The following is a 22,034-nucleotide window of genomic DNA, read 5'->3' on the forward strand; positions in this document are numbered from 1 at the left end:
AAGCTCAAGACGCGTTCGCGAGGCGATAAAGGGCGAGTGGTTCACTCTGTACCGAGGTTTATTCGGACAATTGCGCGCGTTAATAACACGCACTTTTCAATAGTAGGGGTGCGCGTTAGTTTTAATCAATGTTTTGGGGCGTGTTGCTGTGTGAGTTTGGTGCGAAACACACTGGCAGAGCGAGAATAGACGGCAATCCGCGCGTCCGGGTGTGTCGCACCACCCTCTAGCTAAGATCTGCGGGGGTGATGAACATTGACTGCCAACCAGTGAGCGGTTCTTTGGGAATGATTTCTTCTTCGGTGTGGCTACCGTAGATTTCGAACCCGCGGCGCTGATAGTTGGCGAGCGCATGAGCGCCATCTAAGGTGCAGGTGTGTACCCACACGCGTTTGACCGGTGGCAGGGGGTGGCGAGTGTGCAGGTCCCAGGCTCTGTTCACCATCGCGGTGAGCAGGGCGCGTCCGAGTCCTTGCCCGTGAGTGTTTTCCAGCAGACCGAAGTAGAGAATCTCGGTTTCGGTGTGTGCTTGCCTGTTGGAGGTTTCAACGTGAGCGGCAAGTTGGCAATAGCCGGAGGGTGTTCCGTTGACGGTCAGTAGCCAGATTTCGGCGCCTGCTTCAGCTAGTTCGTCTGCCCATTGTTGAAAGCTCCAAGTGAGGCGTTCGTACCAGCGCCAGGGCCCGCCCACCGCGGAGTAGAGCCAGCGGGCGAGTTCTGGGGTGGGGTGCTCGACCCGTTCCAAGCGCGCATTTTCGGGCAGAACAGCCTCCCCCTTATCGGCAGGTGCTTGAAGCATCTGCAGATAGGTAATGGTTACATCTTGCGCGCGGGTTTCTATCTGAGTTTTATCTGCCATTTAGTGACCAGCCTGGTGCCAGGATGCGCCGGTGCCGGCTTGTACATCAAGGGGTACAAGCAGTTCGATAGCACCGCTCATCTCTTCTTCAAGCAGACGAGCTGCCTGTTCTTCTTCACCGGGGGCGACTTCGAGAATCAGTTCGTCGTGAACCTGTAGCAGCATGCGGGTTTGCAGCTTTTCAAGACGCAGGCGCTCATGCACGTTAAGCATGGCGACCTTCATAATATCTGCCGCTGTTCCCTGAATGGGAGCGTTGAGCGCTGCGCGTTCGGCGGCTTCGCGACGCTGACGGTTAGAAGTGCCAAGATCAGTCAGGACGCGGCGGCGGCCAAACATGGTCTCTGTGTAACCGGACTTGTTGGCGTCTTTCACAGTGTTACGCAAGAAACGCCCTACCTTGCCAAAACGCTGGAAATAGTTGACCGTGAGCTTTGATGCTTCTTCAACACTGACGCCCAGCTGCTTAGAGAGACCAAACTTAGTCAGACCGTAGGCAAGACCGTACGACATTGCCTTGACCTTCGCGCGCATTTCCGAGGTTACCTCTTCGGGTTCTACGCCGAAGACCTGGGAGCCAACAAAGCGGTGGAGGTCTTCACCATCACGGTAGGCCTGCACTAATTTTTCGTCGCCTGAGAGGTGCACCATGATGCGCATTTCAATCTGTGAGTAGTCGGCAGTTAGTAGGGTGCTGTAGTTAATACCGTCCACCGCTGCGGGATCGACTACGAAAACGTCACGAATCTTACGCCCCTCTTCGGTGCGAATCGGGATGTTCTGCAGGTTGGGCTCAATGGATGAAAGACGACCGGTGGTGGTGGCATTTTGCTGGAAGGTGGTGTGTACGCGTCCGTCTGCTGCCACAGCTTTACCCAGTCCCTCAACGGTCTGCTTGAGTTTGGTGTAATCACGGTAGGTGCCCAGTGCCTGCAAGAAATGAGCACCATCTGAATCGGGGCTGATATTCAACAGCAAATCAGCCATCGACTCAGCATCTGTGGAGTAGCCGCTCTTGAGCTTACGAGTCTTGGGTAAATCGAGCTCTTCAAAGAGAACCGCCTGCAGCTGCTTGGGCGATCCCAGGTTCACTTCGTGACCAATGACCGCAAAAGCAGCCTCTTTGGCACGCTGAATATGAGTGTCGTAGTAGCTCTTGAGCTCCCCCAGCACCTCGGTGTTCAGGGCAATGCCGTGGCGTTCCATCTCAGCCAAAACCTTAGCTAGGGGCAGCTCCATAGTTTCCACCAGAGCCAGCTGCTCTTGAGCGACCAAATCGGCGTGAAGAGCGTAGGCAAGCTCAAGCACAAAACGTGCAACTAACCCCTGGTAGGCAGTGTTGACAGCAACATCAGGGGCGAAAAGATCCCCCTGCGATGGCTTAGTCTCAGCTTCTTCTTGCGGGAAAGAGTCGAGCAGGTATTTTTCGCTGAGCTCCTGCATCATCGCGGTGAAGCTGCGCTGCTTAGCGGTGGGAATGAAACCGCACACATAAGAACTGAGCATAGGGTCGTCAACAACGCCTGCAAGCTCAAACCCTCGGGCAGCAAAGTTCTTGTACTGGGATTTAACGTCAAAAACAATCTTGGCAGCGGCGGGGTCAGCCAACCAGTCAGCCAGAGCGGTTTCTAGCTCCAGGGAGATTTCTACAGCATCAATCCAAGCGGGTTCAGCGCCAGCAAGCAGCACCATACCCAGAATCTGCTTCTCGTGGGCGTTGCCCGCCTCAGGTGCATCCGTATCGAGTACGGGGTGCAGAACAATAGCATCCGCTAAACGTTCGGGCACCTCAGTAGCGCGTTCAACCGCAGCGATATAAGCAGATGCACCCTCCAACCAGGTGCGCAATTCAGCGGCAGTGGTGATTACCTGTGTCTCACCCATCGTCATATCAACCTGAGCTGCCGCCTCGGCTTCACGCCCGGCAAAGGTTTCAGCAACGCGCTTGCGAATGGTGTTAAATTCGAGCTCATCAAAAAGTTCGTTCAGCGCTTCGTGGTTAGGGCCGAAGTCATCCATGTCTTCAAGGCTGATCTCTAGCTCAAGATCATCCACCAGGCGGTTGAGCTGGCGGTTACGCAGCACGGCGTCTACGTTCTCGCGCAGAGCCTCACCCTTCTTGCCCTTAATCTTGTCTTTGTTCTCCAGTACGCCCTGCAAATCGCCGTACTCGTTGAGCCACTTGGCCGCAAAGCCGGGACCCACGCCCGGCACGCCGGGCAGATTATCAGCCTGTTCACCGGTGAGCGCCGCAAGATCAGGGTAGATATGCGGGGCAACCTTATACTTCTCTTGAATCTCAGCATGACCCATACGGCGGATACCCTTAGAAACACCAGAAGTCACCGGGTAGAGCAGGGTCACACCGTCGCCGACCAGCTGAAAGGAATCACGGTCGCCAGAAATAATGAGCACCTCAAAACCTGCGTCTTTGCCGCGGGCTGTCATGGTGGCAACGATGTCATCAGCCTCATAGGATTCCTTGGTAATCCACGGAATATTCAAAGCCTCAAGAGCTCGCTGAATCAGCTCAATCTGCCCCGCAAATTCAATGGGGGTCTCATTGCGTCCACCCTTGTATTCGCTGTACTGTTCAGCGCGAAAGGTCGGACCAGAAAGATCAAACGCCACCACAATATGAGTGGGGTTCTCAGCTTTAATCTGCCCTAAAAGGGTGTTCAAAAAACTGTAGACAGCGTTGGTGTATTGCCCCGAAGATGTCTGAAAACTCTCAGGGGGTACACCGTAGAAAGAACGGAAAGCCAGTGAATGACCGTCAATAAGGAGCAGGCGGCCAGCGGGTTCTTGAGTATTTGAAGTCATCACGGGGTCAATCCTACCCGCTTACCCAGCATCGATGCACCCGATATTCTCCAAAGCACATGAGGTTCACCCCGTACACTTAAGGCTAGATTCTTATCTCCTTTAAAACCCTCCATGAAAGCGAGCACCGTTATGTCTACGCCACATCTCTCCCCCGATTTCACCGACCAGCTCAATCGCCACGGAATCCCCCAAGAACTGCACGAACATTTGCGTGCAGTAGGTGTGGGGTCGCTGGTTGAGAAGTTGGGCATTGTCTTTAGCGAATTCACCGCAGAAAAAACAGTTGCCACCATGCCCGTTGCGGGCAACACCCAGCCCTACGGTCTTTTGCATGGGGGCGCATCCGCCGCTTTGGTTGAATCGGTTGGGTCTTTCGCCGCTAATCTACACGCGGAGGCAGGACGCGCCGCTGCCGGGGTAGATTTGAATATCACCCACCTGCGCCCCGCACTATCGGGCACTGTGACTGCCACCTGCACCGCCGTCAAATTGGGCAAAACCCTCTGCGTTCACAGCGTTGATATCGTAAACGATGCTGGCAAACTCATCGCAACCGGTCGCATCACCAACGCCCTCATTGACCTGCCGAAGTCAGCCAGTGTTCCCCACGTGCCCTAAGCAAAGTTTCAGAACCCTAAGGTGCGCTTATTCACACCTCTCTCATATGGTGATGCCTGAAGTCTCGCTCAGAGTTGATACCGATTAGGATTAAGCGGTAAATTCCGCAAGGTTTCAGCACCTTGCCACACATCTCCAAGGAACTTCTATGAAGAGAATCCCTCTGCTCGTTTGGATCATCATCGCCATCGCCTCCGGTGTGCTCATTGGTTCATTCACCCCAGGCATCATCAGCGGCGTCAACGGTGCTACCGGCTGGGCACTACCCACCGACCTCGTTGTTCAGCTTTTTGTTTCATTCTCCACCGTATTCAGCGCTTTCTTGAGCTTCGCTATTCCGCTGATTATTATCGGGTTCATCGTGCCGGGCATCGGTTCGCTCGCCAAGGGCGCAGGTAAGCTGCTGGGCACCACCCTCGGTTTGGCCTACTTCTCCAGCGTGTTTGCAGGTTTTGTGGCAATCACCGTTGCTCTGCTGATCTACCCCACCATTTTGAAGGGGCAGCGCCTCACCTCTTTTGAGAACCCCGAAGAGTCACTATCAGCCGGTTACCTCACCTTCACCCTTGATCCAATTATGTCGGTCATGAGCGCCCTGATTCTCTCCTTCATCCTCGGTCTTGGTCTCACCGCTCTGCCCAACAAGAACCTGTTGGGTATCTTCCAGGACTTCCAGACCATCATCGAAAAGCTGTTGAGCTACGTCATCATTCCCCTGCTGCCCGTACACATCGTGGGTGTCTTTGCGAATATGACCCTTGCCGGTGAAGTTGCCATGATTCTGCAGGTCTTCGGCAAGGTATTCATCATGGTTATTCTACTGCACTGGACTATGCTGCTCATTCAGTACACCGTTTCAGGTGCCATCACTAAGCGCAACCCCATCACCTTCTTGAAGAACATGATGCCTGCCTATTTCACCGCTTTGGGCACCCAGTCATCTGCGGCAACCATTCCTGTAACGGTTCGCAGCGCTAAAAATGCTGGCGTTTCGGGTCGTATCGTTGATTTCGCAGTGCCCCTATGCGCTAACATCCACCTCTCAGGTTCGATGATCACCATCACCTCCTGCGCCGTAGCGGTGCTGTACATGACCAACGGCGACCTTTCTCTCACAAGTATGGTTCCCGTGATTCTGGTGCTCGGTGTCATGATGGTTGCTGCTCCCGGTGTACCCGGTGGCGCTGTGATGACCGCAATCGGTCTGTTGCAGTCCATGCTCGGTTTCGATGAGTCAATGGTGGCTCTGATGATCGCCCTTTACCTGGCTCAGGATTCTTTCGGTACCGCAACCAACGTCACCGGTGATGCCACGATTGCCGCGGTCACCGAAACCATCGCCAAGAAAATCGGTGCTCACAATGATGACGATGAAGCTGCCTACCTCGAAGAAACAGCGGCTGTAAAGGCATAGTTCTTCACTTCAAGACCCTTTTTCAGCAGACCGCCCCGCCACGCACTCCCTCAGTGCGTAGCGGGGCGTTTTATTATTCCCTAGAATTAGTTGAGATAAAAAACGCAGAAGGGCATTAGATCATGAACAAACAACTTTTAGGACGCATCGCCCTGGTTCTCACTATTCTGTGTGTGGTGATCGCTGTGCAACGCGGCGGGCTGTGGTGGCCGGTCACAGCTTTGGGCGCAGCGATAACGCTCTGGGGTACCTCCCCCGGCACGTCCGGCGATTAGCGGACGGATGCGTCCGCCCTGCAAGGGGCTAGTCTCATAGGGTCTTTAGACACTAGAGTCTGCCAAGCAAAGCAAAGCAGACACAATAATGCTCCCCACTACATGTGAGGGAGCATTACTTATATACCGTGGCTGGTCTTATGAAACCTGGTTAACGATGGTCTCAGCAACTTCACGCATTGAGAGACGACGATCCATAGAGGTCTTTTGAATCCAGCGGAAAGCCTCAGGTTCAGTGAGCCCCATCTTGGTGATAAGCAGCGACTTAGCGCGGTCAACGACCTTGCGGGTTTCAAACTGCTCCTTAATAGAGCTAACCTCTTTTTGCAAGGCAAAAATCTGCTCGTAGCGGCTAATGGCTACCTCAATAGCGGGAATCAAATCATTCGGAGTGAAGGGCTTGACAACGTAAGCCATAGCACCGGCTTCGGTGGCACGGTCAACGAGTTCTTTCTGACTGAAAGCTGTCAGCAACACCACAGGGGCGATCTGCTCTTTGGAGATAGCCTCAGCTGCTGAGATGCCGTCCATAATAGGCATTTTGACGTCCATGAGCACCAGATCGGGGCGGTGCTCACGCGCCAGCTCAACAGCAGTCTCACCGTTATCAGCTTGCGCGACAACCTGAAACCCCTGGCTTTCAAGGATTTCAACAATATCGAGGCGAATCAGAGCCTCATCCTCTGCCACAACAACAGTGCGCGGTTCCGCTTCCAGGGCTTCTGGAGTAGTCTTCTCTGACATCACTCTCTCCTGTAAGAATTACGAATTAAACAAACTATATCTATTCTTACATGCCACGTACCAAATATAGGCGTATTGCTTATTATGAAAGCGGTGGGGTGTACCACCGTCAGCAGGACGCAGCGCCCCTCGTCTTGCAAGAGCACATTTGATAATCTCAGGTGCTGTGTATCGCCACGGAACAATGAGCGTTGCAGTAACACAGCACATTGTCTGAACGACGAGTACGGCATGAAGCCCCAGCCAACCTACAAGCAAGCCTCCAGTTGCTGGCACAAGAACAAGAGATAAACTTGATCCACTTGAAAGGGCAGTCACGACCCCGTCTTGTTCACCCTCTGGTATTTTCTTAGCGACTAAAGACATCTGGGCGGAGGTCACAATTATTCTGTATCACAGCGGCAACTGATACGAGAAAAACTAATGCTGACACGTGGTCTGCGGCTATTGCCATCAGCAGCACGAGGGCTAATTGAGACACCATGGCAACGAACCATATATTTCCAACAGGATATAGTCTTTGACATGCGCCGGCACTGGGCGAGTAAAAAAGAGCTGGCATCAAGGTTAAAAAGAATAAATATAGCGTCACGAGAGACGGGCCGACGCGTAGTTGAAAGTTTATAAGAATCGCAGTGAGAGCAACCCAATTACCGACCATCGATACAGTAGACCCTAATATCAAACGGTGACCGTTCTTCATAGATCGACTTCACGCCCGCTACCACGATGTAGCAGTGATTAAGAATGTGCGCCGTGTTTGCTTGCCTGTACCTGAGTCTCACCAGGTGACTGCCCAGGTGGTATTTCCGTCTTTTCGAACACGTTTTCTATTGCTTGCCATTCTTAAATTATGCACTCGTGTCAACAAAAAACCCTCTCTTGTCAACAAGAGAGGGTTCATATGCCGTCTGACTAGGCGTTTTATTGTGCCCAAGGTGGGACTCGAACCCACACATGTTTCCATACTGCATTTTGAGTGCAGCGCGTCTGCCAATTCCGCCACTTGGGCTTTACACAACGTGCATCCACTACTTTACACAAGTTTTCCCGAAAACAAAAATTGGCTGGTCACCAAACCCCGTGACGGGGTGAGTGACCAGCCATTTTATGCTCTTACGGCTCTAGTAGCTGTTGAGTTTTAGTCGTGGAAAGGACCAACAGTTGAGCGCCCCTGCGGAAGAACCGCACCAGCATCATCGAGGTCACCCACACGGTGAACCTTCACGAGGTTGGTTGAACCAGCTGATCCGGGAGGTGAACCGGCAGTGATAACTACGAAGTCGTTTACCTTTGCCTGACCAGTTTCGAGCAGGTGACGATCAACGAATGAGGTGATTTCGTCGGTGTTCTTCGCGCGCGGTGCGTCGGAAGCCTGAACGCCCCAGAGCAGGCTCATGAAAGCGCGCACGTCGCGGTTGGGCGAGAAGGCAATGACGGGGCGTGCAGGACGCAGACGAGCCAAACGACGAGCGGTATCACCTGATTCGGTGAACGCAACAATCTGACTAACCTCAAGCTGGTCAGCAATGTTCACAGCCGCGCGGGTAATAGCACCGCCACGGGTCTTAGGTGATGTGCCCAACTGGGGAACACGCAACATGCCACCCTTTTCGGTGGACGAGATGATACGTGCCATGGTCTGAATGGTGATGATGGGGTACTTACCCACTGAGGTTTCGCCGGAGAGCATCACAGCGTCAGCACCATCAAGAATAGCGTTCGCGCAGTCTGACGCTTCAGCGCGGGTGGGGGTCGGGTTCTGAATCATGGTTTCAAGAACCTGAGTTGCCACAATAACGGGCTTCGCCCAGCGGCGTGCGAGTTCAATCGCGCGCTTCTGCACTAGGGGAACCTCTTCAAGCGGGAATTCCACGCCGAGGTCGCCACGGGCAACCATGATGCCGTCAAACTTATCGACGATGTCCTGCAGATTATCTACAGCTTGGGGCTTTTCAACCTTAGCAATGACCGGAATACGGCGACCTTCTTCGTCCATGATTTCGTGAACACGAATGATGTCTTCACCCGAACGCACGAAGGAAAGTGCGATGATGTCTACGCCCAAGCGCAGAGCGAAACGGAGGTCATCTTCGTCCTTTTCTGACAGAGCGGGAATCGATACTGCAACACCGGGCAGATTCAGGCCCTTATTGTTAGATACAGGACCACCAACAACGACGCGGGTGGTAACGGTGCGCTCGTCAACCTCTACAGCTTCGAGGCGAATCTTACCGTCATCGACCAGCAGAATATCGCCGGGGTTTACGTCACCGGGCAGACCCTTGAAGGTGGTGCCTACGATTTCTTTGGTGCCAGGAACATCATCGATGGTGATTTTAAAGGTATCGCCGGGTTCGAGGATTTCAGCGCCGTTTTCGAACGTTGCAAGACGAATCTTAGGACCCTGCAAGTCTGCGAGAATCGCTACGTCTTTGCCGAGCTTTTCGCTCTGCTCGCGGATGGTCTTGTAAGAAGTCTCATGGACGGTGTGGTCACCGTGGCTCATGTTGAGGCGGGAAACGTTCATGCCCGCTTCAATAGCTTCTGCAATTTTATCGGGAGCAGAGATAGCCGGACCAATGGTTACAACAATTTTTGCACGTCTCATGTATTCAACCTTAGTAAGTTAACGGTGTTATACAACTGAGTCATTGAGTTCTATAAGCAGAGTTCATCGATTGTTTACCGAGTAATAAAACCCAGCAAGTTCGCATACAGCCATGAATGACCCAACATTGTTACTTTCCAGTATATGGGATTTGTGGGCAACAAAGCCAGGAGAGGAAGGATTTTTCGGCAAAAACTCGACAAAAGACAACCAAACCAACTATTTACCACACCAATTCACAACACGCCCCGCCTAGCACCGTCCATGAACTGCCCCCAGCACTAAAATAAGTATTGTTAATACCATATAAAGAAGGTAGCTCCTGTGTCTTTTTCAGCTCCAGTTCTCATTCTCTACGGTTCAACCTACGGTCACACCGAAAACTATGCTCGTTGGCTGCAAGAGAAACTTGCAAACGCAGGTTTCGCCCATACAACGACCCTCGCTATCAGTGATGTCGATGAAGATGCTCTCACCGACGCGAGCATCGTAGTAGTTGGCACCTCAGACTACGGTGGGTTCCTCAACGGTGCGTCTACCCTGCGTAAGTTCCTGCCGCAGCTAGAAAACAAAAAACTCTTTTTCTTCACCGTCTCCTTCAACGGGCTTGTGGGATCAACCCGAGAAAAACTCGATGAGAAGGTTGTCAAGAGCTTCACCCCGGCTCTAGTAGCGACTGCACCTACCTTCCATTTGCGCGGCGGCTTAGACCATACCCGCCTCTCAACCACTCACAAGACAGTTCTGCAGGGTGTACGTGTAGCGCTGAGCACCAAACTGAAAAAGAACCTCGGCAACCAGCAAATGCTTGAGAGTTTCAGTCAGGGCAAAGCCGACTACTCGGATCCAGAGAGCCTTAATCCTCTGGTTCAAACAATCGTTGAAGCTCAAGATGCATCTGCTTCCTAAGGCGCAGAGCACCAATCAACCATAGCGCGGAAGAACTCGTCAGGAATCTGCAACAGAATACCGGCACCATCACCGGTACCTTCATCAGCGCCCACCGCACCACGGTGCTCCAGACGGCGCAGGGCAACCAGAGCGTGATCCACAATATCGTGACCTGCCGTACCGCGAAGGGTAGCAATCATGGCGAGACCGCAGGCGTCCTTCTCAAAATCAGGATTATACAAACCGGTGGCTTCAAGAATCACCGCGAAGATTTTAAACAGTGGGGGGCTGTTGCGCCTACCATCTGGTTATCAGTCAGGCGTAAAGCTCGTTTCTCTCTACAAAACAGGCGTGTGCCCAGATCAATTGCACAGTGTCTCTTGCGAGAATATCTTGCGATGCGTGCCCCAGCATCTTGTGCTGAGGGCAGATACGGGGGGGGTGTAGACGAGTACTTAGCTTCCCAGCTAGAGTGGAGCCGCGCCATTGCAGCGTGCGGGTGAAAATCTGCTATCGCCTTGCACAGGTAAAGGGGGTAGTTTCATCTGTAGGGCTGAGACAAAGACACGAGGTTTTTAGTGTGTGATGCTAAAAACGTGTGCCCACACAGTGAGTTAGGTATAACTCGAGGTGTTTCTATAGTGCCTAACCTAAGTTACGCCCGCGTAAAATCAGTGTTTCCTTTCTCATATTTCGATATTTTTTGCCCGTTGCATCTCTGCGCTGGGTTGTGGTGGGGCTTTGCTGCTAGTAGCTGAGGGGTGTTCCGAGGTGTCTGCGTCAAGCTACATCTTCGGTGCGGGAGTAAAGTAAAACTATGCTTTCGATAACCTCGCACAATCTGCTTCAGCTCACCCGCCCTACCCCGGATTTTGGTGGTCTTGTGCCTTCTCTCTACTGCAGTTGGGCAGTGTGGGCAGAGCAGGACGTGAGCGGCAACTGGTACCTTCCACCCGACTTTGACCGCGCGTCCGCCCTTGAATTCCCCGTACACCAACCCGACGCTGAATTCCCGCGTGAGCTGGTGCAGCAGCTGCACACTCGCGCTATTTTTGTGGGGCTGGCTCCCGGGGAATCGGGGCTCAGGCGAGTAGCTGGAGTCGACGACTGGCTACCTTTTCACGCCCCCGGACGCTCCCGCGACGATCGAGTCGCCGAGGCACTGCGTGGTACCCCGCTCTGGGGCTCATTCATGACCGACTTGTTGCCACTGATTCACCGCGACAAATCGCTATTGCTCTCAGGCTGGTTGAAAGATCCGCGCAACACTGCTGAAATCACCGAGAACTTTGCGGCATGGGAGTGGCTATTGCAACAAATCGGAGCGCTTACGAATGAGAGTAACCGCACTCCGCCCATTCTCTGCTTCGGAGCGCAAACCTACGCCTATGCCCAACTTTTTCTCACCGGCAACAAACGTCTAACCGCACGTGAGTACACTGTTATAAAACTCGATAGCTACTCCCCTGCCAACCGAAAAATTAACACGGTCTCCTACCGCGATCTGGTAATCCAAGCACTTGAGATGGCAGCACCTGAGCTTTTGGAAGAACCGTAGTATGAGCGGCGGTTATTGCTTGGCAAGCGACAAATAAAACTGTTGCTACACCGAATAACAGCGCAACAGCAGCCTTGAAAATTATGGGAGCTACTTCATCAGTTTTAGTTCTTGTTGAAGATCGGTTCGACGGTGCGGGAGCGCTTTAGTTCGAAGAAACCGGGGTATGAGGCAAGAGCCACAGCTGCGTCGAAAATCTTGCCAGCTTCTTCGCCCTGCGGTGCCGGTGATATGACTGGGCCGAAGAAGGAGCTACCGTTCAGCGCGATAATGGGAACACCCACATCGTCACCGACCAGGTCAAGAGCAGCAGCATTTGAATCGACTAGAGCCTGATCGTATTCATCGCTAAAGCCTGCATCTACCAGCTCGGCAGGTAACTCAACGGTCTCAAGTGCCGCTACCAGCGCATCCTTGTAGTCGTTAGTCTTATTCTCGTTGTGGTGAATCTCGGTGCCAAGAGCAGTGTAAAACTCCCCCACCGTGCCGGGGAACTTCTGCGCTACCGCTGCGGCAACGCGGGCAGGTGCCCACGAGCGGTCCATAGCCGCGCGGTAGTCTTCAGGCAGATCGCGACCTTTGTTCAAAGTTGAGAGCGAGAAAGGGTGCCAGTTCACCTCAATATCGCGGATTTTCTCAACGTCGACAATCCAGCGCGAGGTAATCCAGCACCAGGGGCAAATCGGGTCAAACCAAAAATCAACGGTATTTTTCTCGGACATCGTACTCCTTACACCTGTTATAAACATTTCGCGTTCAAACCGGCACGCCACGCTCTCATCGAGTCTCACCTGCCAATTTCAAAGCTATCGGGTGTAACGGTAACCACTCTGCTTTTATTCCGGCGACCCTAAGCACTTTTGAGTTTTTGGCGCTCGGTGATGAGCGTTGCTTCTTTAGCTCCGGTAACGACCTCGCCGTCAATAACCACAGCAATAACATCATCACGGCTGGGCACCTCGAACATGACGGGCTGCAAAACGTCTTCAAGAATAGCGCGCAGCCCGCGAGCGCCGGTATCACGGGTCATCGCAAGTTTGGCTATTTCACTGATGGCGCTGTCTTCAATAATCAGCTGCACATCATCGAGAGCAAACATACGCTTGTACTGCTTCACCAGGGCATTCTTGGGTTCGGTCAGGACGCGCTCAAGATCTGCCTGCCCCAGTTTCTCAAGGGAGGTGAGCACCGGCAGACGACCAATAAATTCAGGAATGAGACCAAATTTAAGGAGGTCTTCAGGTAGCATCTGGCTAAGGATGTCTGACTGCTCTGATGCCTGTTCGATGGAGGCACCGAAGCCTATGCCTTTGCGTCCGACACGCGCACCAATAATTTCTTCGATTCCTGCAAAAGCGCCAGCGGCGATGAAGAGGATCTTAGAGGTATCGATGTGAAGGAACTCAGTTTGAGGCTGTTTGCGGCCGCCCTGAGGAGGTACTGCTGCCTGGGTACCTTCAAGAATTTTGAGCAGTGCCTGCTGGACGCCCTCGCCCGAAACGTCGCGAGTAATCGAGGGGTTCTCAGCTTTACGGGAAATCTTATCAATCTCGTCAATATAGATAATGCCGTTTTCAGCACGTTTCACATCGCCGTCCGCTGCCTGAATGAGTTTGAGCAGAATGTTCTCGACGTCCTCACCCACGTATCCAGCTTCGGTTAACGAGGTGGCATCGGCAACCGCGAAGGGCACATTAAGTTTTTTCGCGAGGGTTTGCGCCAGATAGGTTTTCCCTGAGCCGGTGGGCCCCACGAGCAGAATGTTTGATTTGGCAAGTTCTACGTCTTCACCGTCGGTAGCTCGCAGTAAGGCAGCGTCCATAACAGGGTTAGATGAGGCTTTAACGCGCTTGTAATGGTTGTAAACAGCTACAGCAAGAGCCCGCTTGGCGGCTTCTTGACCGATGACGTAGGTCTGCAGGTGGTCGAAAATTTCACGCGGAGTCGGTGGAGTCTCAAAGGTAGATTCTGGATGCTTCTGCTCACCAAACTCCTCAATGAGAATCTCGTTGCACAGCTCGATGCACTCATCACAGATGTAAATATTGGGCCCTGCAATGAGCTTTCGTACCTGTTTTTGGTTCTTGCCGCAGAAGCTACACTTCAGTAAATCTGCGCTGTCACCTATACGTGCCATCTACAAACCTTTCATACCGCCTCGTACCCTCTACACAGTACCGCTTTCGTTCAGCTTCACCAAAGCCTTGCGGTAAGCTCCACAAATATTGCGAGTTCTTGCCCTTTGTGACGGTGTTTTGCTGCCGAGACTTCGCACTCAGGCATATCAATGGCGCCGGTTCTCTTCACTCGGTGAAGAAAACCGGCGCCACTGCGTGGGTCTTACCAAACTCTAGCTGTAGTTATCAGCCTTGTTGATAGCAGGCTTTTTAGCCTTGCGTGATTCAAGTACCTGATCAACCAGACCGTATTCCAGTGCCTGGTGAGCGGTCATAATCTTGTCACGCTCAATATCGCGGTCAACATCTTCAGCGTTCTTGCCGGAGTGCAGAGCCAAGGTCTGAGCAGTCCACTCACGCATACGCATAACTTCGTTAGCATGGATCTCAATATCAGATGCCTGACCGCCCTGCTGACCGCCCAAAGCGGGCTGGTGAATCAAAACGCGCGCATTCGGCAGAGCCAAACGCTTGCCAGGGGTGCCCGCAGCCAGCAAGGTAGCAGCAGCAGAAGCAGCCTGCCCCAGGCAGACAGTCTGAATTTCAGGGCGAATGTACTGCATGGTGTCGTAAATAGCAGTCATCGCGGTGAAAGAGCCACCGGGTGAGTTGATGTACAGGGTGATATCGCGATCAGGATCCTGCGATTCCAGTACCAAAAGCTGCGCCATGATGTCATCAGCTGAAGCGTCATCCACCTGGGTGCCCAAGAAAATAATACGGTCTTCAAAGAGCTTCGCATAGGGATCTTGACGCTTGTAACCGTAGGGCGTGCGCTCTTCAAAACTGGGCAACACGTAGCGGTCGGTAGGCATACCAGCAGGTGCCTGAGAGTAAGGGTTGTAGATCATCAAAAAATCTCTCTCTAGTGTTCTTCAGGCTCTTAGCGAGCGACCTGAGTGGTGGTTGCAATGTGGTCAAAGAAGCCGTATTCAAGACCCTCTTCAGCAGTGAACCAGTTATCGCGGTCATTATCTTTGAGAATGGTCTCAAGAGTCTGACCGGTGCGCTCAGCGGTAATCTCACTCAGACGCTTCTTCATATCAAGAATCAGTTCGGCCTGAATGCGAATATCAGTTGCGGTACCACCCAAACCACCGGAGGGCTGGTGCATCAGAATGCGAGCGTTCGGGGTAGCGTAACGCTTACCCTTAGCGCCTGCAGTCAGCAGGAACTGACCCATGGACGCTGCCATACCGGTGACCACGGTGACGACGTCGTTGGGGATCAGCTGCATGGTATCGTAAATAGCCATGCCAGCAGTGACCGAGCCACCGGGCGAGTTGATGTAGAGGTAGATATCAGCTTCGGGGTCTTCTGCAGAGAGCAAGAGCATCTGTGAGCAAATACGATTAGCGTTGGAGTCGCGGACTTCTGAACCCAACCAGATAATGCGTTCTTTGAGCAGACGGTTGTAGATATAGTCGTCCTGACCGCCCATGGGAGTTTCCATCACGGGTGTTGGTGAGGAGCTCGATGCCTGAATAAAGGGCAAGAAATTGGTCATTACTGCCGTACCTCTCGTGTAAGTGAATAAGCTAAGTCTGCGCACCGGTAAACCTGCCGGTTACCCACACCGCTCTATATTCTTCATTGCCTAAACCTTAGCCCATCTGGTGGGAGCACGTCAGGTTGTAACCGGTACGTTCGCTGTTGGCTCAGATACCGAACTCCAGCCAGAGGCTCCCTCGCCGTAGGAAGGCTCCGTTGCACGCCTCAATCACGTGTCAGTCACTAGTGGTAACAAGCAAGCGGACCGGCCGGGCCCTCAATCACCGTGATAGGGGTGTTAAAGATATCGGTGAGAAGATCGTCCTTCATAACGTTCTCAACGGTATCGAGCACCACCACTTTGCCGTCCTTAACCGCGCAAATATGATCAGCGTAGCGGGCAGCAAAATTAATATCGTGCAGCACCACCACAATAGTGCGACCGAAAGCAGAGGCAGCCTCTTTAAGGTGCTGCATCATCTGCACCGAATGGGCAATATCAAGATTATTCAGCGGCTCATCCAGCAGCACGTACTCAGTTTCCTGAGTCAGTACCATCGCCACGTAAGCACGCTGACGCTGACCACCCGAGAGCTGGTCAAGGTAGCGATTCTCCAACTCCCCCAGGTTCAGAAAATCAATATAGCGAGAGATGATTTCCTCGTCCTTAGCAGTTAATCTGCCTTTGGTGTAAGGAAAACGCCCAAAGCCCACCAGCTGACGCACAGTCAGCTTGGTGACAAAATGATTTTCCTGGCGCAAAATCGAAATAACCTTTGCAAGATCTTCAGACTTAGTACTGCCCACATCAAACGATGCCACCTGAATGGCACCCTCATCAATATCGAGCAGACGCCCCACCATAGTCAGCAGGGTTGATTTACCCGCGCCGTTAGGGCCCACCAGGGCGGTGATGCCACCGGCAGGAACCTGCACATCAACAGGACCAATAGAAACTTCAGTGCCGTAGCGCTTAGCCACGCCCGCAAGAGTAATCACAGGCGTCCTTTCTTCAAAATAACAATCAAAAAGACAATGCCGCCCACCAGCTCAATCACGATGCTTACCACACCCTGGGCGTAGAAAACGTGCTGCATCAAAAAGTAGGCAACCGTCAGCACCATGTAAGCGATCAAAGCCGCCATCGGAATCACATAGCGGTGGTCAAAAGTATCAGCAAACTGATAAGCAAGAATAGCCACTAAGAACCCCAAGAAAGTCATGGGCCCAACCAAAGCAGTAGAAACAGCCATCAGAATAGACACCAATACCAGCATGAACAGCGAGTGACGACGATGGTTCACCCCGAGATTCTGCGCGACGTCCTTACCCAGCCCCAGCACATTGAGATTGCGGGAGTTCAGATAAATCAGCAGTGTTGAAGCAAGCACTAGGGGCAGAGCAATCGGGTAGTACTCGGGGTCAGCATTATTAACCGAACCGAACAACCTGGCAGTAAGAATATCGAACTCGCTGGGGGTGAGCATGCGCTGCATAAAAGTTGAGACAGACCCCAACCCGCCACCGATGACAATACCCACCAGCAACATAGCGTGCATATTCGCGTTCTTGCCCGTGAGTAACCACGAATACAACAGCAGCGACAGCAGAACCATCAGCACCAGCTGAAAAACGAACATCTCGGTATTACGAGCGGCAATCAACCCCGCCGAACCAAAGAAGTAGATGGTTGCGGTATGAATCGCTGTATAGAGGGACTGAAAGCCCATAATCGAGGGGGTGATAATGCGGTTATTCGTGACGGTCTGAAAAGCTACCGTTGCTACCGCCTGACTCAGCGCCACCACACCCATAGCGGTTACCGCCGAAGCTCGTCGTTCAGCAATCAACCAAAAACGCTCGCTACCAAAGGGCATCGGGTTTTTATAGGCTAGCAATCCGAGGGTGGCGAGGGCGCTCAGCATCAACAGTGCCACCATGATTATGATGTAATTGCGCCGCGCTTTAGGGGTCGAGAAAGCACCAGCACCGCGGTTAGCACGTACGGACGCCGGTTTTTGGGCAAGGGGCTGCGCATCGGGGGTAAAAAGATTAGCGGACATTCTTGCGCTGCCTCACAATCATTGCAATAAAGACGAGGGCACCCACAATACCGAGAACCACCGAAACAGGCATTTCAAACGGAGAAATAATAGTGCGGGCAATCAAATCGCAGACTGTTACAACCGCGATACCAGTCAGGCATACCCAGGGTAAGTTGCTACGCAAATCATCCCCGCGAATCATGCTGACGATGTTGGGCACAATCAACCCCAAAAAAGGCAATGAACCAACGACCACAGTGACAACGCCCGTAGAGATAGCTATAAGGGCAGTGCCGATCAGCAACAGACGTTGGTAGTTCAATCCGACGTTTGTTGCAATTTCTTCGCCCAGACCTGCAACCGTCAGCCGGTCAGCGTAGAAGAAAACAGCGACTACAACGCCCAGCACCAGCCACAGCACTTCATACTGACCCACCATAACCGAGGTGAAACTACCGGCAAACCACACGCCTAGGTTCTGCAAAAGATTGGTCTGCAAAGCAAAGAAAGTAGACACCGAACTCACCACCGCGCCCAGCATGATACCCACAATCGGCACAATCAGTGACGACCGCAAAGAGACCTTACGCAAAAAGGCAAAGAAAATCATTGCTCCCACAAAAGAGAAAACAACAGCCCCCACCATTTTCACCAAAATACTAGAGTTAGGCGCGAAAAAAAGCACCACAAGCAGACCCAAACCCGCCCACTCGGTAGTACCCGTTGTGGAGGGCTCCACAAACTTGTTCTGCGTCAGCAACTGCATGACCAGCCCAGACATCGCCATCGCAGCACCCGAAAGAATAAGAGCCACAGTACGCGGAATACGAGTATTCGCGAACATCTGTGCACCGTCCTCGGCACTAAAGATGCTGTACTCACCGGTAAATATCGAGACACCAAGCAGCGCCACCACCGCCGCTGTTCCCAGCAGCAACTTAACATCAAACAGTTTCCTACTGGTGCGGTCATCTCGCACCGCAGTCTTACTCATGGGTCTCCTCAGGCTCATGCAAACGCCGTTAAGGAGCCACCCCGCAAGCGCTGGGTAGCTCCTTAACGTAAAGCTCTATGGGTTAGGGGAATTACTTAGCGTTCTCAAACGCATCAGCCATCGAGTTCAAAACCTCAGTATAGGTAATGATGTTCTCGTTGGTGTAAGTATCACTGGGCGCATACACGACCTTGCTGTCTTTGAGGGCGGTAACGTTCTTCAACGCAGCATTCTCTTCAAGCACGGTCTTAGCAGGTGCAGCGTCCTTACTTACAGCAGCGTCACGATCAAGCACCAGCAACCAGTCAGGGTTAGCTTCAGCAATAGCTTCAACGCTAATATCATCGCCCTGGTGGTCATCTGATGCATTCTCAATTTCAAGGGCAGGGGTCAGGCGCACCAGATCAAAGATAGGACCAAAGAAACGCCCCTTACCCGGCGCTACATAACCAATTTCGCCGCCCGAAACGTTCACGCCCATGACGGTCTTTTCAGAATCGTAGGCATCCTGAGCGCGCTTAAGCGCTGCATCGAAATTATCCACAAGCTTCTGAGCTTCGTCCTGCTTGCCAAAGATTTCGCCCAGCGCCAAGGTATGACGCTTCAACTCAGCATCCAGCTTTTCACCATCGCGGGGCTCGAACTCAAGAATGGTTGCGTCAGGGTTCAAAGTCTTGATGTCTTGGTAGAAAGAGGTGAAACGCTGACCGTTAATAATCAGATCAGGGTTAGCTGCTGCCAAAGCCTCTAGGTTGGGCTCACGGTGGTTTCCAATGTCAACGATGTTCTCATCGTTCTTGTAGCCCTCGATGGTAACGGGAATCAGCGGCTTAGGCGCTGCAACGAGCTTAATGCCCCAGCTCTCAAGGATTTCGAAGCTGCGGTTATCGGTTGTAACCACTGCCTGAGGTGAAGTGCTGACCTCGTGGGTGCCGTAGTTATCTTCGATAGTGACAGTTTTTGAGGTAGCTTCTGATGCTGCGCTTGAGACGCTATCTGCAGCTGATGACGCGGTATCTGATGCGTTTTCCGCAGCACCTGAGCAGCCAGCCATAGCAAGCATGAGACTTGCTGCAACAACAGAAAGAGTGAGACGTGATTTCACCAATAACTCCTGAAGAATAAGGTTTAGTGTAGTACCTACGAGCCAGTTTAGGCTTACCTAAGTCAGCCTACAGGCTCACCGGTGTTATTAACAAGTCAAAAACCGGCGTGTTCGGTAATTAAGTTATATTTTTTTACCCTATTTTCTGGCAGCAGCCACCGAGCGCACGGACGCGTCCACACCAGAAAAACATCGGCACAGTTCCACGCGCGCCCCCTAACGCCTCAGCCCGAGCATCACAGGGAGCCACTCCAGCGCAGAAAACATCCAAAAAAACTCGGAGCCCCTTCGCATGCGCGAAGGGGCTCCGAGTCTAAGAACTTAGATTAATCTAGCGGCTGTCTTTAGCTGAAATTATTCAGCTGACTCTTCACTGTTTGAGGGGCTCAGGTATGAAGAAAGATCAATGGTGTTGCCCTCTGAATCCTTAACCTCCGCCTTTTCAAGCACGGTTGCCAGCGCCTTTGAGCGACGTACTTCGCCCACCAGCATGCCAGCCTGACCTGAACCGTCCAGCATCTGTGCGAACTGGTTGGGATCCATACCGTACTGTGATGACATGGTGATGATGTAGTCAATCAGCTCTGCCTGCTCAACACCGATTTCTTCCTTCTCAGCAATCGCATCGAGGATGATTTCGTTCTTGAAAGCACGCTCGGTGTTCTCACGAACCTCTGCGCGGTGCTCATCAGTGTCGTGGTCAGCATCAGCCTGGGAGTTGTTGAAGTGCTGGTTCATCTGCTCTTCAATAACCTTTTCGGGAACGGGGATTTCAACCATTTCAACCAAAGCGTCCAGAACCTTGTCGCGTGCCTCAGCGCCCTGTTCAGCTACCTTTGAGTCAGCAGCCTGCTTCTCCAAATCAGCCTTGAGTTCGTCGATAGTGTCGAATTCTGATGCCATCTGAGCGAAATCATCGTCTGCCTCGGGCAGTTCGCGTTCCTTCACAGCAGTAACCTTGACCTTGACGGTTGCGGAGTCACCGGAGTGCTCGCCACCAGCCAAGGTGGTCTCGAAAGTTGCGTCCTCGTCAGCTGACAGACCGGTCAGAGCCTCGTCAAGACCTTCAAGCATGGTGCCAGCGCCCACCTGGTATGACAGGTCGTTTGCTGAGTCAACTTCTTCACCGTCGATTGAAGCGGTCAGGTCGATGGTTACAAAATCGTCCTTAGCCGCGGGGCGGTCAACAACCTTGAGGGTGCCAAAGCGACCACGCAGGTTATCAAGTGCCTGCTGCTTATCGTCTTCGCTCATCTCAGCCGCTGCAACCTCAACCTTGAGACCTGAGTAATCAGGCAGTTCAATCTCGGGGCGAACAGTAACCTCGATGGAGAGCTTCACGTCTGCTTCGCGGTTGTTCTCTTCAGGCTTTGAAATGATGTCAAGCTCGGGCTGAGCCAGGGGGGTCAGGTCATTCTCAGCAAGTGCCTGCGAGTAGTACTCGTTCAAGCCTTCGTTGAGAGCGTTTTCTACGATGAAATCGAAACCCGCGCGCTGCTCAATGAGCTTCTTAGGAGTCTTACCCTTACGGAAGCCGGGAACCTGGATCTGCTGAGCCAGTGATTTGTAGGTGCGATCAAGGTAGGTCTTGAACTCTGAGAACGGTACCTCGACCTCAATCTTTGCGAGGGTCGGGTTGAGCTTCTCGACGGCAGTCTTCACGTCCGTGGATCTCCTGATAGTTGTTGGGAAGCAACACCCAATAGGTGCTGGATGCTGCACTGAAATAATGTGCTGATACAAAGAAACCCGCACCTACTGTGCGGGTCTCATTTGCATCTCACGTCGGGGTGACAGGATTCGAACCTGCGATCTCCTGCTCCCAAAGCAGGCGCGCTAGCCAAGCTACGCCACACCCCGCCATATTTGCACAAGGCGTTTTCCAGTGTACCGTGTTTTTTCATTTTTTCATACTTAGGGGCGGACGCGCCCTCAAGGTTCTCACCCCCAGCCGGTGGCACGCGTCCACCCCGCCTGCCCAAACCCCCACACCGAGATCCTGATTAATCGTCGAGTTCCTGTTTTAAAACAGGATTTCAGCAACAAATCAGGATCTCGGCGGAAGGAAGATTTAAAAACAAGGAACCCCGGTCACTGATTCAGTAACCGGGGTTTGATTTGTGCGCGAGGGGGGACTTGAACCCCCACCCTCTAATACGAGGACTAGCACCTCAAGCTAGCGCGTCTGCCTATTCCGCCACCCGCGCAAGGTGACCAACAAGTTTTACCTTGCCAGCAGAGGGGATGACGGGAATCGAACCCGCGTAATCAGTTTGGAAGACTGAGGCTTTACCATTAAGCTACATCCCCACTATTCAGTTTTCATCCGCTTGGGACTCATCTAGTAAACCAAGCTCAACCCCGCATGTCAAATCAGGGCTACACCACCGACCATAATAAGCGGAACTACCTGCACCGTCTTCATC

At 52.7% G+C, this 22,034-nt stretch carries 18 protein-coding genes, 4 tRNA genes and 1 pseudogene; 5 read left to right on the plus strand and 18 right to left on the minus strand.

Annotated elements, in window-relative coordinates; translation table 11 throughout:
- Nucleotides 1-226: 226 nt before the first annotated feature.
- The gene (locus tag JR346_RS05955) at nucleotides 227-859 is read right to left on the minus strand and encodes a GNAT family N-acetyltransferase (protein WP_204876136.1); all 633 of its coding nucleotides are present in this window, start codon (nucleotides 857-859) and stop codon (nucleotides 227-229) included.
- On the minus strand, nucleotides 860-3,682 hold the full coding sequence (polA, locus tag JR346_RS05960; protein ID WP_205481947.1) for a DNA polymerase I: 2,823 nt from the start codon (nucleotides 3,680-3,682) through the stop codon (nucleotides 860-862). It abuts the gene before it with no gap.
- 132 nt (nucleotides 3,683-3,814) lie between these two features.
- On the opposite strand from polA, the gene JR346_RS05965 reads away from it, so the two are divergent.
- From JR346_RS05965 to JR346_RS05975, 3 genes are all read left to right on the plus strand, one after another.
- Nucleotides 3,815-4,303: a PaaI family thioesterase gene (locus tag JR346_RS05965; RefSeq protein ID WP_205481948.1), complete on the plus strand. Its 489-nt coding sequence runs from the start codon at nucleotides 3,815-3,817 to the stop codon at nucleotides 4,301-4,303.
- 148 nt (nucleotides 4,304-4,451) lie between these two features.
- On the plus strand, nucleotides 4,452-5,717 hold the full coding sequence (locus tag JR346_RS05970) for a dicarboxylate/amino acid:cation symporter (protein WP_204876140.1): 1,266 nt from the start codon (nucleotides 4,452-4,454) through the stop codon (nucleotides 5,715-5,717).
- Between the two features lie 122 nt (nucleotides 5,718-5,839).
- Nucleotides 5,840-5,992, plus strand: a complete 153-nt coding sequence (locus JR346_RS05975; protein ID WP_205481949.1) for a hypothetical protein — start codon at nucleotides 5,840-5,842, stop codon at nucleotides 5,990-5,992.
- 138 nt (nucleotides 5,993-6,130) lie between these two features.
- Here the strand turns inward: JR346_RS05975 and JR346_RS05980 are convergent, their stop codons facing one another.
- The 3 genes from JR346_RS05980 to pyk form a co-directional block, all read right to left on the minus strand.
- Nucleotides 6,131-6,736, minus strand: a complete 606-nt coding sequence (locus tag JR346_RS05980) for an ANTAR domain-containing response regulator (RefSeq protein ID WP_204876142.1) — start codon at nucleotides 6,734-6,736, stop codon at nucleotides 6,131-6,133.
- 930 nt (nucleotides 6,737-7,666) lie between these two features.
- Nucleotides 7,667-7,748, minus strand: a tRNA-Leu gene (locus JR346_RS05985).
- Between the two features lie 129 nt (nucleotides 7,749-7,877).
- Complete coding sequence (gene pyk / locus JR346_RS05990; protein ID WP_205481950.1) at nucleotides 7,878-9,347, minus strand: pyruvate kinase; 1,470 nt, start codon at nucleotides 9,345-9,347, stop codon at nucleotides 7,878-7,880.
- A 324-nt stretch (nucleotides 9,348-9,671) separates the two neighbouring features.
- Between pyk and JR346_RS05995 the strand changes: the two genes are divergently transcribed.
- Nucleotides 9,672-10,256, plus strand: a complete 585-nt coding sequence (locus tag JR346_RS05995; protein ID WP_205481951.1) for a flavodoxin domain-containing protein — start codon at nucleotides 9,672-9,674, stop codon at nucleotides 10,254-10,256.
- 11 nt (nucleotides 10,257-10,267) lie between these two features.
- Here the strand turns inward: JR346_RS05995 and JR346_RS06000 are convergent.
- Nucleotides 10,268-10,519, minus strand: a pseudogene (locus JR346_RS06000) (hypothetical protein); the annotation flags it as partial.
- A 536-nt stretch (nucleotides 10,520-11,055) separates the two neighbouring features.
- On the opposite strand from JR346_RS06000, the gene JR346_RS06005 reads away from it, so the two are divergent.
- A complete protein-coding gene (locus JR346_RS06005) occupies nucleotides 11,056-11,796 on the plus strand; it encodes a hypothetical protein (protein WP_205481952.1) in 741 nt (246 codons plus the stop codon).
- Nucleotides 11,797-11,900: 104 nt separating this feature from the next.
- Here the strand turns inward: JR346_RS06005 and JR346_RS06010 are convergent, their stop codons facing one another.
- The 12 genes from JR346_RS06010 to JR346_RS06065 form a co-directional block, all read right to left on the minus strand.
- Nucleotides 11,901-12,518, minus strand: a complete 618-nt coding sequence (locus tag JR346_RS06010) for a DsbA family protein (RefSeq protein ID WP_205481953.1) — start codon at nucleotides 12,516-12,518, stop codon at nucleotides 11,901-11,903.
- Between the two features lie 128 nt (nucleotides 12,519-12,646).
- Nucleotides 12,647-13,933 (minus strand): ATP-dependent Clp protease ATP-binding subunit ClpX, encoded by a 1,287-nt coding sequence (gene clpX / locus JR346_RS06015; RefSeq protein ID WP_205481954.1) that lies wholly within the window; start codon nucleotides 13,931-13,933, stop codon nucleotides 12,647-12,649.
- A 213-nt stretch (nucleotides 13,934-14,146) separates the two neighbouring features.
- The gene (locus JR346_RS06020; RefSeq protein ID WP_239478542.1) at nucleotides 14,147-14,824 is read right to left on the minus strand and encodes an ATP-dependent Clp protease proteolytic subunit; all 678 of its coding nucleotides are present in this window, start codon (nucleotides 14,822-14,824) and stop codon (nucleotides 14,147-14,149) included.
- Nucleotides 14,825-14,856: 32 nt separating this feature from the next.
- Nucleotides 14,857-15,480: an ATP-dependent Clp protease proteolytic subunit gene (locus JR346_RS06025; protein ID WP_204876156.1), complete on the minus strand. Its 624-nt coding sequence runs from the start codon at nucleotides 15,478-15,480 to the stop codon at nucleotides 14,857-14,859.
- Between the two features lie 227 nt (nucleotides 15,481-15,707).
- Entirely contained in the window at nucleotides 15,708-16,463 is a 756-nt protein-coding gene (locus JR346_RS06030; RefSeq protein WP_205481955.1) for an ABC transporter ATP-binding protein, read from the minus strand.
- Entirely contained in the window at nucleotides 16,460-17,527 is a 1,068-nt protein-coding gene (locus JR346_RS06035) for an iron chelate uptake ABC transporter family permease subunit (RefSeq protein WP_204876159.1), read from the minus strand. Before JR346_RS06035 ends, JR346_RS06030 begins: the two co-directional genes overlap by 4 nt.
- Nucleotides 17,517-18,503, minus strand: a complete 987-nt coding sequence (locus tag JR346_RS06040) for an ABC transporter permease (protein WP_204876167.1) — start codon at nucleotides 18,501-18,503, stop codon at nucleotides 17,517-17,519. Before JR346_RS06040 ends, JR346_RS06035 begins: the two co-directional genes overlap by 11 nt.
- A 91-nt stretch (nucleotides 18,504-18,594) precedes the next feature.
- Nucleotides 18,595-19,608 (minus strand): siderophore ABC transporter substrate-binding protein, encoded by a 1,014-nt coding sequence (locus tag JR346_RS06045; protein ID WP_240333886.1) that lies wholly within the window; start codon nucleotides 19,606-19,608, stop codon nucleotides 18,595-18,597.
- A 354-nt stretch (nucleotides 19,609-19,962) separates the two neighbouring features.
- Nucleotides 19,963-21,270 (minus strand): trigger factor, encoded by a 1,308-nt coding sequence (gene tig, locus JR346_RS06050; protein WP_205481956.1) that lies wholly within the window; start codon nucleotides 21,268-21,270, stop codon nucleotides 19,963-19,965.
- A 123-nt stretch (nucleotides 21,271-21,393) separates the two neighbouring features.
- Nucleotides 21,394-21,468, minus strand: a tRNA-Pro gene (locus JR346_RS06055).
- Between the two features lie 261 nt (nucleotides 21,469-21,729).
- Nucleotides 21,730-21,815 (minus strand) — tRNA-Leu (locus JR346_RS06060).
- Nucleotides 21,816-21,847: 32 nt separating this feature from the next.
- A tRNA-Gly gene (locus JR346_RS06065) sits at nucleotides 21,848-21,918 on the minus strand.
- Nucleotides 21,919-22,034 lie beyond the last annotated feature (116 nt).

Source organism: Rothia sp. ZJ932, assembly GCF_016924835.1.
GTDB lineage: Bacteria > Actinomycetota > Actinomycetes > Actinomycetales > Micrococcaceae > Rothia.

Excerpts from the sequence above, each read along its gene's own strand:
- JR346_RS05970 (WP_204876140.1), top strand. The coding sequence starts at position 4,452 with ATGAAGAGAATCCCTCTGCTCGTTTGGATCATCATCGCCATCGCCTCC.
- JR346_RS06010 (WP_205481953.1), bottom strand. The coding sequence starts at position 12,518 with ATGTCCGAGAAAAATACCGTTGATTTTTGGTTTGACCCGATTTGCCCC.
- JR346_RS05975 (WP_205481949.1), top strand. The coding sequence starts at position 5,840 with ATGAACAAACAACTTTTAGGACGCATCGCCCTGGTTCTCACTATTCTG.
- pyk (WP_205481950.1), bottom strand. The coding sequence starts at position 9,347 with ATGAGACGTGCAAAAATTGTTGTAACCATTGGTCCGGCTATCTCTGCT.
- JR346_RS06035 (WP_204876159.1), bottom strand. The coding sequence starts at position 17,527 with ATGTCCGCTAATCTTTTTACCCCCGATGCGCAGCCCCTTGCCCAAAAA.
- polA (WP_205481947.1), bottom strand. The coding sequence starts at position 3,682 with ATGACTTCAAATACTCAAGAACCCGCTGGCCGCCTGCTCCTTATTGAC.
- JR346_RS05980 (WP_204876142.1), bottom strand. The coding sequence starts at position 6,736 with ATGTCAGAGAAGACTACTCCAGAAGCCCTGGAAGCGGAACCGCGCACT.
- JR346_RS06020 (WP_239478542.1), bottom strand. The coding sequence starts at position 14,824 with ATGATCTACAACCCTTACTCTCAGGCACCTGCTGGTATGCCTACCGAC.
- clpX (WP_205481954.1), bottom strand. The coding sequence starts at position 13,933 with ATGGCACGTATAGGTGACAGCGCAGATTTACTGAAGTGTAGCTTCTGC.
- JR346_RS06005 (WP_205481952.1), top strand. The coding sequence starts at position 11,056 with ATGCTTTCGATAACCTCGCACAATCTGCTTCAGCTCACCCGCCCTACC.
- JR346_RS05965 (WP_205481948.1), top strand. The coding sequence starts at position 3,815 with ATGTCTACGCCACATCTCTCCCCCGATTTCACCGACCAGCTCAATCGC.
- JR346_RS06025 (WP_204876156.1), bottom strand. The coding sequence starts at position 15,480 with ATGACCAATTTCTTGCCCTTTATTCAGGCATCGAGCTCCTCACCAACA.
- JR346_RS06040 (WP_204876167.1), bottom strand. The coding sequence starts at position 18,503 with ATGAGTAAGACTGCGGTGCGAGATGACCGCACCAGTAGGAAACTGTTT.
- JR346_RS05955 (WP_204876136.1), bottom strand. The coding sequence starts at position 859 with ATGGCAGATAAAACTCAGATAGAAACCCGCGCGCAAGATGTAACCATT.